Below are 11,766 nucleotides of genomic sequence, written 5' to 3' on the forward strand. Positions count from 1 at the left end.
TCCTAAAGGTTACCCCTAGGGGAAGGTCAATGCTCAATTGATAAATTTTGCTGTATTAATCCAAGAGCTCGCGTAAGCGTTTTATATTTAAACAATTAGTACTTAAACCGTGATTGATGAATCACAATAATGTTATCGAGAGCAGGATGGTTAAGCTTTCTCTGCGATAGTTCTTGTTCAAGTGTTGGGCTGTCTGCTCGTAAATCGGTCCAAATATTCATTTCTATTTGTAAGGGCGTAAGAATCGGCTGGGTCAAGTGCTCGGTAACAAACGGCATTAATGAAGCATCGAAACTAATAGACCGCATTTTCTGCACGATGAGTTGCTTCTGCAGTTCGCCGATAAGTTGGTTGATCTCCTGGCCGTTTTCTACTTTTGACAAGGTCGTTAATTCCTTGGTTGGTAAATAATAACTGGTTCTCCAACCTGAATTGGAAAGGGCGGCAACAGAAGGGTTTCGCGATGACGTTTCAAGTAGTGTTCGTGATTTGAGGTTGAAGCGTGCGTCGAGCATTTCTAACTCATGCTGGACTGTTGGTTGGTTTTGTAGTGCGAGGTTTTTGAAGTCTATCCAGACTTGTTCAAATCGCCCCGACTCAAACTCTAAAAATTGCTCTAGTGACTGACCTGTAAGCGCATGTTGATCGTGCCCCATCACTATCCGGTTACTTTTATCATCGAACCATACATCGAATTCAATTCTCGAAAAACCTTGTTGAATGGCGTCCTCAAGTGCTCCGATGGTGTTTACTCTGTGAGCCATGAGTTTGGGAAGCTTTTCTAAATTAGATAGTGTTTTTTGAAAAGTTAAAGAGTTAACCGGTATTTGCCCGTGCATTGTGGACGCAACGTTATTTGGCATGTCGTAGCGATGATCGCTGATGTCATAGCGAGTGTTTTGCGCATCTGACGTGACCCCCGTAATCCCGAGTATGGTGTCGAATAAAAGATCATTAGTGAAAAGTGCGCTTTGATGTGACTTTAGATTAGCTAATCGAACGGGGTCAAACTTGTCACTCGGCCATATAACAAACGGGATTTCAGCCATGTACTCGTTAAACTTTTTTGCATTATGGCCAGAGCCTGAAAAGACGTCTTCACCGTGGTCTGAAACATAGGTAAGTGAAGTAAAAGGCTCATAACTCGATGCCAAGGTAATTATGTCTTTTAGGATACGATCGGTAAATGTAACGCTTTGGTCGTAACAATCGTCTTGTTTATCTAGGTAAACATAAAATGGCAAATGTTCCAGTGGGATCGATCTGTCTTTTGTTCGGTCACAATATCGAATATGGCTTCCCATCATGTGAAGTACGATAAATTGATTGCGCGACAAGTCAGCTCGTTGAAGGTATTCGGCAAGTTCATGGACCAAGGCGTCGTCGAGCTTTCGAGTGTGGTCGGATTTTCCAACATTGGAGTTTATGAAGCGAACATATTCACTTTCTTGTGCCAAAGCGGAGATCAAATTATCCCACACGCCCGCAGATATTTGGTTACTTATCCATGCGGTTTCAAATCCAGCTTGATTGAGCAATGATATGAGTGAAGCGCTTTGGAAGTAATCTAACTTGTTGTATTGATTACTTTGTGTCAATGCTAACGACAGCGTCTCCATTGTATGAGTATGACTTGAATACGCATTCTCAAATTGGATGGGGCCGCTGGTGCTAATAAAAGGGGTTGTGTCTCTTAGATATCCATAACTTGATAAATGCCTTTTAGAAAGCGACTCACCTATCACTAAAATGTGCATTCTTCCCTTTGTCGATGCAGTTGCGGTGTTGCTAGGTTCGTGAACACTGCGTTGTTCAATGATGGCTTGGAGTTGTCGTAATTCTTCACGGTAGGTTTCGGCGTATTGAGCCGACACTTTCACCCCATTAAATACTTGAGGAGAGGTGATTGAATAAATGATAAACACACAGCTAAGTAGGGTGAACAAAGGGGTATTAGTAAGTTGGACTTTGTTGCCAAGGCTGAAGTAGATAAAAATGAAAGCGACTGAGCAGAATAGGAAAAGGTATCCATAGAAAGCAGGGGCCATTACGGTTTGGCCTAAATATTCAGCCACCTCATCAAGGTTGGTTTGCATGATAGCGAACACAAATTCTTGGTTGATGGCTCCGTAATACTTATAGCTAATCAGGATAACGAAGGTGATTAGCCATACTAACAGCACGTAAAATTTGACTAATAGTACAAGGCTCGTGATTTGCTTATGGGAAGCATATGAGTGAAGCCATACTGCGAGCAGCGAAATGCTAGCTAGGGTAATCGATGTATCAGAGTCTAAACCAGAGACGAAAAACTTACTGTATGAGTAAGTGCAAACCGTCAGCATTAATAGGTTTATGGTAAGAAAGACTCTAGATTGTAGGTTTTGGGCGAGCCAATAAACGGCACTCCAAATACCACAGAGACTTATCATTATCGCGGTTTCAAATAGAAGCGCATTAGGCGCGTGGCGAAACCATTGAACGTTAGCCAATATAATCAGCGTGAAAAACAGGAGTGAAATGCATTTACTTAAGGTTACGTTGAATGTTGGCTGCATTTACTTCCTTTTAACGATTGATAAGTGTCCTTTTAAACGTAGTTATCAGGTGACTCTTAATCAATTAATACCGAAAAATCAGACAGCTAACGATGATGAGGGTAGTGGTTTAGGCGCTTCCACTGCTTCAGTGGAAAGTGAGTGGGTAATGAATTGAGTCATCAATAATTCGTTTGTATCAAGGGTGTTTTTCTGATGTAGTGGGTTGAATTCAAAAGCAAAGGATAGGCTATGAAAACAATAGGCATGATCGGCGGCATGAGCTGGGAATCAACAGCAAATTACTATCGTGAGATTAACCAGCAAGTAAGTGCTCGGCTCGGTGGTTATCATTCAGCAAAAATTGCCATGATGAGCGTTGATTTCGCAGAAATTGAAGCATTACAACGTTCAGGAGAGTGGCTGAAAACGGCTGAAATTTTATCAGCGTCGGCGCGTTCGCTTGAGAAAGCAGGGGCTGACTTTGTGATGATTTGCACGAATACAATGCACAAAGTCGCCGAACAAGTGGAAGAATGCACGGAACTGCCTTTACTGCATATCGCTGACGCCACCGCTGAAGTACTGAAAAAGGATGGCATCGAGAAAGTCGGCCTATTAGGTACAGCTTTCACAATGGAGCAGGATTTCTACAAAGGCCGCCTGCAAGATAAATACGGAATTGAAGTTGTTGTACCTAACGGAGTTCAGAGAAAGCTTGTTCATGATGTCATTTATCAAGAGCTAGTGCATGGTAAAGTGAATCAGCGGTCGAAGAATGATTTTTTAGTGGTCATCAGTGATTTGCGAGAAGCGGGAGCGCAGGCGGTGATTCTAGGGTGTACAGAGATAGCGATGTTAGTTGGGCAAGATGATACACGAGTACCGCTTTATGATACGACAGCACTTCATGCGCAAGCCGCTGTCGATACTGCTTTAGATTAATGGAAGTCCAAATCGAGCGTATTACTTGGCAACAAGCTATGCCTATTCGCCATAAAGTGTTGTGGCCGAGTAAACCAATAGAATTTTGTAAACTAGATAACGACGAGAGCGCGTGGCATTTTGGCGGTGTTTACGATGGCCAAATCGTGTCATGCGCGTCGATATTTATTGCAGGTAAAAAGGCACAACTTCGAAAATTTGCCACATTAGAACAGTATCAAGGTTTAGGTATTGGTCGCCAGCTAATTACTGCCGTTTTAGTCGATCTCAACCGAGCGGGAATCGAACATTTTTGGTGTGATGCCAGGGAGTCTGCGCTCAATTTTTATCATAGAATTGGCATGACAAAATCTGGAGAACGTTTTTACAAGTCTGACGTTCCCTATTTCAAGATGACAATGAACCTTAAGGGAAATGAATGAACAAAAACGTATGGATGCTGTCTTTATGCCAAGCGTTGTTGATGACTGGAAATATTTTGCTGATTTCAGTTATTGGTTTGATTGGTAAGCAGATCGCGCCAAGCCAAAGTATGATTACTTTACCAGTAGCTTTGCAATTTCTTGGGCTAATGGCTGCGACGATTCCTGCGTCTTTGATTTCGGGAAAGCTCGGACGAAAACGAGGATTTAGTATTGGTAATATGATTGGGATTACCGGTGCTTCTTTAGCAACGTTTGCGCTTTATAATCAAGCGTTTTTCCTATTCTGCTTTGCCACCTTTTTACTAGGTATTGGGATTGGATTCGGGACCCTCTATCGCTTTGCTGCGATAGAAGTGTGCAACGAAGATGCTAGGCATCGTGCCATTTCTATCTCGATGGCTGGTGGTGTTTTGGCTGCAGTCCTTGGCCCAAATCTAGCGATAGCCTCTCAACAGTGGTCGCAAGACGGGCTGTACATTGGGGCGTTCGCTTCACTGATTGTATTGAATTGTATAGCACTTTTATTACTACAAACTATTCAATTCCCGAAAGTAAGCCAAGCAAATAACAGCGCTAAGGCTGATCCACTTCGCCAGATAGTCAAGCAGCCTAACTTTGTTGTAGCCGTATTCGCAGCAATGGTCTCTTATGCTGTGATGAACATTCTCATGACCGCGACACCGCTTGCCATGATTGGGTGCGGCTTTGATTTCACTAAGGCGGCAGGAGTGATTGAATGGCACGTATTAGGGATGTTTGTGCCAGCGTTTTTTACAGGACGTCTGATTGAAAAGTTTGGCGCTCGCTTAATGATACTGATTGGTGGCTTGCTGTTTGTCGCTTGTGTTGCGGTTAATATTCATGGTCAATCAATTTGGCATTTCCGAGCAGCATTAGTGTTACTGGGGGTAGGGTGGAACTTCATGTTTATTGCTGCAACAGGGTTATTTAGTCAATCTTATCAGCCTCAGAACAAAGCGAAAGCGCAAGCCTTTAATGAATTTATCGTGTTTAGCTGCGTGACGGTTACCGCGCTACTTTCTGGTTGGTTGGAATCGACCGTTGGTTGGCGAAATCTGAATATTTACGTTTTACCGTTTGTTTTAGCGGTGATTGTTATTTTTGCCTTTGGTGCGAAAAAATCCCACTCACAAAAACAGCCAGCTTGATTTTGATTTCAAGATAGACTTTGAATTGAAGCCAAAGTGAATGCAAGTAGCTATTACTTTAGATGAAAGAAGCCCCACCGAACTTGGTGGGGCTTTTTATTGAACGTTATTTTTTAAGTAACGTTAAAGATCAACCGAGATGGTTTTGGTTACTACAGCACCTTGGTCATCCATTACTTTCAATGTGACTTCTTGCTTACCGTATTTCGGGAAAATTGAGGTGAACATACGTCCACGTTTCACTTTTCCGTTTGGTAGTGTCCATTCTGTATCTACGATTCGTCCGTCGCTGTCCGTGCTAGTAGACCACATCGTTACCCAACGACCTAAGTGGATGTAACGAGCGCTAGCTTCAGGAAGTGCATTAGGCTGCTCAACCGTTACAACAGATGAGAATGAACCGGTATCGCCTTTGTTATCAACGACGGTTAGGCTAACTTTGTATTCACCAGCTTGTTCATAAGACCAGCTTGGCGCCATCTCATTACTCGTTTGGCCGTTACCAAAATCCCAAAGGTAGCTCACAAGCTCGCCATCTTCGTCTGTGCTGTAATTGCTTGAAGAAACGTTTAGGCCATCGACGTTTAACTCAAAGTTTGCAGTTGGAGCGATGTTTGAGTCACTAATTTTCGAGAGGCGAACGACACCGTATTCGTTGCTTTCCCCTTGATTCAAGATATCAATGACTAAGCCAAACTCAGTGAGTTTTCGACCGGAGTCTGGTGCTTGAGGAGAAGTATAATCTTGGTTGTCTGCGAAGTTAGCATTACCAATCAAACTTGTGTCTTCAAGAACGTCATTGTCACCATTAATCAAACGCATAGGGTTATGATCATGCATCGAGAATGCGGCATCACGTACTTGGAAGCGAGTTTGTGCGACTTCACCTGAGTTTGCCCAAACCATAGCGTTTTGATCAGCATCTACAACCCCTAACCAACCTTCACCAGGGTGTTTCCCGACCCAGTTGTCTGTAAGCGATTCGTCGACATACCAGATGATAAGGCCTGGTTCAAAGGTGATTAGCTGCCCCATACGTTTGATGTTGGCTAAGCCTTCATCGACATCGGTATGGCTACGCCATTGAAGTAGATAGTAGTGCTGCGCTTGGTGGAAACCATTACTCAGTTGATAGCCATTTAATGCAAAGCTTGACGTTGATTCACCGTCATCTACAGATGTGATGGCACCATCAACGACTAGGTTGATGTTATCAAGATAGAAGCCTTCCATCGCTAAACCGCCATCAGTGATGTATTCAAATGACAGCTCTACCTGTTGCCCAGCCCATTGAGAAAGGTCAAATTCTGCATCGATCCAGCCGCTAGATGCGCCGCCAATTGCAGGAACAAGTCCTGTGTTGTATGGGTCATCCATAGAAGTAATGTTACCAGCTACAGCTTGACCGTTGATTAGGACACGCGCGAAGTCGTAGTCTTTCTCTATTTCGTACCAGGTTTTAAATGTGAGTAGTGCTGAGTCGCCCGCTGGAATATCCAGCTTGCGTGTCATGCTGTTTTTAAGATCGTCCCCCTTAGCAGAATGGAAAGAGAATTCGCCTTCAAAAGGTTTTAGCCCTTCAATTTCTTTCTCAGGTAGATCGATCTTGATCATGTTTGGTCGGCTATTATCCGTAGTTTGGAACAGCGTATAAACTTGTGGATTATCTTCTAAATCTTCAATCGAGATCTGATCATCATTAACCCAGCGACCGCCAATTGATTTTTGTAAGAAATGCTTAGCCCAAGAACTGAAAGCCGTTGGTTGTGTACCACCGATTTGACCAGCCCAACTGCCTGAAGACATGATTGACCAATAGGATACAGGTTCGCCTTTACCCGTGTATTGTGTGTCGTATTCGTCTGGTAGACCTAAATCGTGGCCATATTCGTGTGCACAGACCCCAGCCGCAGCATCGATAGGTTGGATTGTGTAATCAAATGCAGCGTATTGACCGCCAAAGCGATCTGGTAACGAGCTGGATGTGCCTTCTAAGACATGCGCTTGGCCTAAATTGAATCGGTGTGACCAGATTGCGTCAGCACCAAGTACGCCACCACCAGCTTCTTCACCAACAGAGGCATGGAACACCATTAGGTGGTCAATGACGCCATCAGGTTCCCTGAAATTACCATCGCTATCGTAGTCGTATCGATCTTCAATATCGTAATCTGCTAGATTGATATTAGGATCTTGAGCGAGCTGATTAAGTGCTTCGCGAACTAACTCTTGTGCATTAAGGTCATTATCGGTAGTCGGAGAGTTGCCACCATAAAATGAAGCTGGCTTCGCGGCTCGATACCAACCAGCAGCTTGTCCTGCTACGCTGTAACTGTCGCCGGATTCGCTCTCATAATACTGACGCATAGAGATAAGGTTTTCACCGTTTGGTCCTGTGTAGCCAGCATCGGAGAACAACAATTCTTGGTAGTGTTCTGGGTTGTAGCTTTCGTACAACATTTGCGTGTGTTCTTCGGTTAACTTATTGTCGTCCCAATTTAAGTCTGGGAAGTCAACCAACAAGGCGAGTACTTTATCCGTTCTCTTTTGGCTAATATCCAGAGCAAACACACTAGCTTTCTTTAGCCCGGATTCTTTCTCAATTGATTTTAGAATCTTAGCGCGCTGTTCAAGTGCTTTTTTGCCAAACTGCGCATCGCCCTTAAAGCCTGAATTTACTTTATTCGCAAGATAACGATCGAGTGCGTCGTGTTTCGCTGCATCTGATGCTTCTTGATCAACTAAGCCTTGTCTTACTAGCATTTCAATCAGTTTGTCTTCATTGACTACCCCTAAATCAACGGGAGTCTTGGCATAACTGTTGACGCTGAATAGAGTTAACATTGCTGAGGCCAGCAAGGTTTTTCTCATATTTATCATTATATTTCCTTAATTATATTTCCATGTTTACATCAAATTTATTTAAGCCATTCTTGTTTAACTGGAAGTGACTATTATTTTTTCGGTTGAATACACTCTTTTGGTGGATTTTCTTGTTTTTCAGGTATGACGGTTTTGTTTTTCAAATACGCCTTACTTTTTCTATTTAGATATATGCGTAATGCTTCTTGGTTCTCCTTGTAAGTTAGCCCCGAACAAACAACGCCACGATCGATTAATGATTGGAGTAGTGCTTCATCATTTTCTAAAGAGCTAGAAGCCTGTGACGGTGTAGAAATTAATAAAGCGGTGATAATCGAAATCTTAATGAGCATAACGTCTGTGTATATGTGTAAAAATTATGTAACAAAATATATTTATAAAATTAGTCAATCAAACGCATAATTTTTGTAAGTTACTGTTTGTTCAGGTTTCAACATAATGTGTAACTATAAAATAAGAGCCTTAATGAGAGGTTTGTGAGTTATTTAGTGGGATTTTTTGCATAACTTAATGATTGATTTAACAATGATATAAATCGTTGAAATTGGATTGTCCGCTCTATCCCTTTAAAAATAGGTGATATGTAACTTTTGAACTTATGCGTAGGTATGAAGTGACTAATGATGATGAATACAAATAAAGTTCTATGTTGATTTGGCTGTGTTCCTATAATTAGATCCCTTCCCCAAATGTAGTAAATAAAAAGATCAGAATATTCTTGTATAAGTGGCCATGTTTTTCGTAAGTCTTAATTGAATTAACGGAATAAACTGCTGGAAAAGTTTTTATTGGGAAGTAATAGGTGTTATTGAAGGGCAGGCTAATGTTGACTGAAAAAGAAAAAGGAGCCGAATTAGGCTCCTTTTGGGTACGGTTTATTGAACGACGCTCCGATAGAAATACCGCTCACAGGTGCGAACATCGATCCGTTTTATTGCTTGTGCAATGATAGCGACGATCAACACTGAGAAAACTAAGCGTCCCCAGAAAATGGTGTAGAAGTCGGCCCCTATGAGCAAAATAAGTAATGTATCTTCGATTAGGCTATGTAATAAATTCAACAGCATAATTGCAGTAAATACGTCTCTTGCTGCTATATGACCACGCTTAGCTTCGCTGATTAGTAACCCGCCTCCGAAAGAAAGCCCAAGTGTTATTCCAATAATAGTCAGGTTTGTGGCCTCTTTACTGATGCCAAGAACACGTAGGAAGGGCCTTAGCATTACCGCCATTAACTTTTCTACTCCTAGTAACTTTAGAACTTTAAGTAGGAAGAGTAGTGCGGATATCACCACAAATATCACGCCAAAGTTCTTTATCTGATCCATTGCCCAGCCTAGGTAGCTTGGGTCTGCAGATGCTTCAGGTTGCCACAAGACCACAGCGGGCTGATTGAGTACATCACCAAATTGGTAACTAATGTGTAGTAGCCAAGCGAGAAGTAAGCTTCCCCCTATACGTATCACTAAAGTCGCTAAAAGATTAACGCCGGCTTTTTTGGCGATGGCTGCTTCGATAGGTAATGAGTGTGCGAGAAGCATCATACTGCCAAGAATAGAGACTTGAGCGACTGTTAAAGGCATATCTAGATTGATGAAAACGATTAAGCCTGCATAAATGTTGGTTAGGATTGTGGTTGCCCACACAAGCCCTAGTTCTTTGGGAAGGCCTACGAACTCCATAATTGGGCTAAGCCATTCACTCAGTAATACGATGCCTCCGAGATCTTCCACTACTTTGATCACGATGATGATAGGAATCATTATCTTGAATAGTGTGAAGGTGACATCAAAGATGTCGCGAATGAGTTCCTTAAAGAAATGTTGGATTGCTTGCATTGTCTTAAATCCATTTTGCTAACTAATGGAATGATTCTAACCTTTGCTTAGGAAGTATGATTTCTTAGTGGTGTGGTTTTGTTTTCATAAATTTGTTATTTATTCATAAATGAGAAATTTTTGTTGTATTTTTTGGGTGGTAAGGAAATTATGAAAATCGACAGAATAGATAGGAAGATTTTAGTAGCGCTACAAAGGAATAACCGCTTATCCAACCTCGAACTGGCTGATCTCGTGGGGTTGTCGCCTCCAGCCTGCCTGAAGCGAGTGAAACGGTTAAGAGAAGAAAAAGTCATTATCGGCGATGTATCCATCATTAACCCTGAACTAGCGGGTAATACGATGACTTTGATCGTTTCGGTGGAAATGGAACGCGATCGAGCGGATATCTATCAAGTCTTTCGTAAGTCGATTCTAAAAGCACCTGAAGTCACGCAATGCTATCAAATATCCGGTAGTTATGACTTCATGCTGGTGGTCACAGTAAAAGACATTCAAGCGTATGAGTACTTTGTAGAACGTGTGTTACACACTGATTTGAACATCAGAAAGTTTCACACATCGGTGTCATTGAGAACCGTAAAGTTCAGTACAGAGATAGAACTAGAGTAAATCGACATTCATAACGGATAAAACTCTCAATCGGTAGTATTTAAGCCGATAAATACATTTCTTTCACATATCCATTTTCATAATGCCCCAGCCAACTTTAGAAGGGGTAATTATGAAAGTGGTGGAAAGTCCGGCATTTACGCTGGGTATGCTGGCACCTAAATATTGGTGTATATGGTTGAGTTTTGGGTTGTTGGCAATACTAGTCAATATCGTTCCTTACAGAGTGCTGATAAAGATAGGCTATGGGTTAGGGTCGATAGCGCAATGTGTGCTGAAGCGGCGGGCGAAAGTCGCTTATCGTAATTTCGAATTGAGTTTCCCCGAACTGAAGGAATCTGAAGTTAGCCAGTTAGTTAAGGATACATTCCGAAAAACAGGTCTTGCTGTTATCGAAACCGGTATGGCGTGGTTTTGGCCAGATTGGCGTGTGAAGAGACATGTTCATATTCAAGGCCAAATGGAGTTACTTGCACAAGAATATGCTCAACGTGGCGTGTTGGTGGTTTGTGGCCATTTCTTAAATTTAGAAATGACGGCCCGCATATTCGGCTTGTTTGCTCCGGGGTACGGAGTATATCGCGCTCACTCTAACCCTGTTTATGAGTTTATTCAGCACAGAGGAAGAACTCGTAAAGGGCACAAGATGATCGATCGTTCTGACATAAAAAGCATGATTCGCGTTTTGAAAACAGGAAAGCGGTTATGGTATTTGCCTGATCATGATTATGGTGCTAAAAGCTCGGTGTTTGTGCCATTTTTCGGTGTAGAACAAGCTGCGACAACCTCGGGAACAGGCTTTCTAATTGATATGAGCGGTTGCGCTGTGATGTCTGGCGTTAGCATACGTAAAGGACGTCATTACCATTTGGAAATAAGTGAAGATATAAGTTCTCAATTTTCGCGTAAGGAGCCTGTATTGGCGGCTAAGATCATGAATCAAGAAATAGAAAGAATGATCGAAAAAGACGTGAGTAGTTGGATGTGGCTCCATAAGCGATTCAAAACACGCCCTGAGCACAGCAAGGGAGCTTGTTACTATTCTTGTTAGTGCCCGTTTTTAATAAATACAGCACATATAAAAAGCCCCTGCATCAGGCATGCAGGGGCTTTTGATTTTCAGAGAAAAGCTATTGCTTAAATGATTAAGCTAGCAGCTCTTTTGCTGTATTTACTACGTTTTCAGTAGTGAAACCGAACATCTTGAATAGCTCACCTGCTGGTGCAGATTCGCCGAATGTTGTCATACCGATGATCTTGCCACCGAAGCCAACGTACTTGTACCAGAAGTCAGCGATGCCAGCTTCTACAGCGATACGAGCGGTTACGTCAGATGGAAGTACAGATTCACGGTACT

At 42.3% G+C, this 11,766-nt stretch carries 10 protein-coding genes; 5 read left to right on the forward strand and 5 right to left on the reverse strand.

The features are described from left to right. Positions 1-95 precede the first annotated feature (95 nt). A complete protein-coding gene (locus tag ELZ11_RS08800) occupies positions 96-2,558 on the reverse strand; it encodes a phosphoethanolamine transferase (protein ID WP_137356999.1) in 2,463 nt (820 codons plus the stop codon). A gap of 231 nt (positions 2,559-2,789) precedes the next feature. Between ELZ11_RS08800 and ELZ11_RS08805 the strand changes: the two genes are divergently transcribed. Genes ELZ11_RS08805 through ELZ11_RS08815 form a run of 3 tightly spaced genes read left to right on the forward strand, consistent with a single transcriptional unit; the run spans position 2,790 to position 5,076 of the window. Next, on the forward strand, positions 2,790-3,482 hold the full coding sequence (locus ELZ11_RS08805) for an aspartate/glutamate racemase family protein (RefSeq protein ID WP_137357000.1): 693 nt from the start codon (positions 2,790-2,792) through the stop codon (positions 3,480-3,482). After that, entirely contained in the window at positions 3,482-3,904 is a 423-nt protein-coding gene (locus tag ELZ11_RS08810; RefSeq protein WP_137357001.1) for a GNAT family N-acetyltransferase, read from the forward strand. Before ELZ11_RS08805 ends, ELZ11_RS08810 begins: the two co-directional genes overlap by 1 nt. Next, the gene (locus ELZ11_RS08815; RefSeq protein WP_137357002.1) at positions 3,901-5,076 is read left to right on the forward strand and encodes an MFS transporter; all 1,176 of its coding nucleotides are present in this window, start codon (positions 3,901-3,903) and stop codon (positions 5,074-5,076) included. The genes ELZ11_RS08810 and ELZ11_RS08815 overlap by 4 nt, the downstream gene beginning before the upstream one ends. Before the next feature lie 123 nt (positions 5,077-5,199). Here the strand turns inward: ELZ11_RS08815 and ELZ11_RS08820 are convergent, their stop codons facing one another. The 3 genes from ELZ11_RS08820 to ELZ11_RS08830 all read right to left on the reverse strand — a co-directional run bounded on the left by ELZ11_RS08820 (position 5,200) and on the right by ELZ11_RS08830 (position 9,797). Further along, the gene (locus ELZ11_RS08820; protein ID WP_137357003.1) at positions 5,200-7,956 is read right to left on the reverse strand and encodes an immune inhibitor A domain-containing protein; all 2,757 of its coding nucleotides are present in this window, start codon (positions 7,954-7,956) and stop codon (positions 5,200-5,202) included. A gap of 74 nt (positions 7,957-8,030) precedes the next feature. After that, complete coding sequence (locus tag ELZ11_RS08825; protein WP_137357004.1) at positions 8,031-8,291, reverse strand: hypothetical protein; 261 nt, start codon at positions 8,289-8,291, stop codon at positions 8,031-8,033. 543 nt (positions 8,292-8,834) lie between these two features. Further along, positions 8,835-9,797 carry a hypothetical protein gene (locus ELZ11_RS08830; protein WP_137357005.1) on the reverse strand — a complete coding sequence of 321 codons (963 nt, stop codon included), beginning with the start codon at positions 9,795-9,797 and terminating at the stop codon, positions 8,835-8,837. A 150-nt stretch (positions 9,798-9,947) separates the two neighbouring features. Between ELZ11_RS08830 and ELZ11_RS08835 the strand changes: the two genes are divergently transcribed. Further along, positions 9,948-10,409 carry an Lrp/AsnC family transcriptional regulator gene (locus tag ELZ11_RS08835; RefSeq protein ID WP_137357006.1) on the forward strand — a complete coding sequence of 154 codons (462 nt, stop codon included), beginning with the start codon at positions 9,948-9,950 and terminating at the stop codon, positions 10,407-10,409. A gap of 112 nt (positions 10,410-10,521) precedes the next feature. Next, positions 10,522-11,460, forward strand: a complete 939-nt coding sequence (lpxL, locus tag ELZ11_RS08840) for an LpxL/LpxP family Kdo(2)-lipid IV(A) lauroyl/palmitoleoyl acyltransferase (protein ID WP_137357007.1) — start codon at positions 10,522-10,524, stop codon at positions 11,458-11,460. 94 nt (positions 11,461-11,554) lie between these two features. Here the strand turns inward: lpxL and ELZ11_RS08845 are convergent. Further along, a partial coding sequence (locus ELZ11_RS08845) for a transketolase-like TK C-terminal-containing protein (protein ID WP_341867215.1) occupies positions 11,555-11,766 on the reverse strand: 212 nt, incomplete at its 5' end.

The sequence above is a fragment of the Vibrio profundi genome, from assembly GCF_005281835.1.
In the GTDB taxonomy this organism is placed as follows: domain Bacteria; phylum Pseudomonadota; class Gammaproteobacteria; order Enterobacterales; family Vibrionaceae; genus Vibrio; species Vibrio profundi.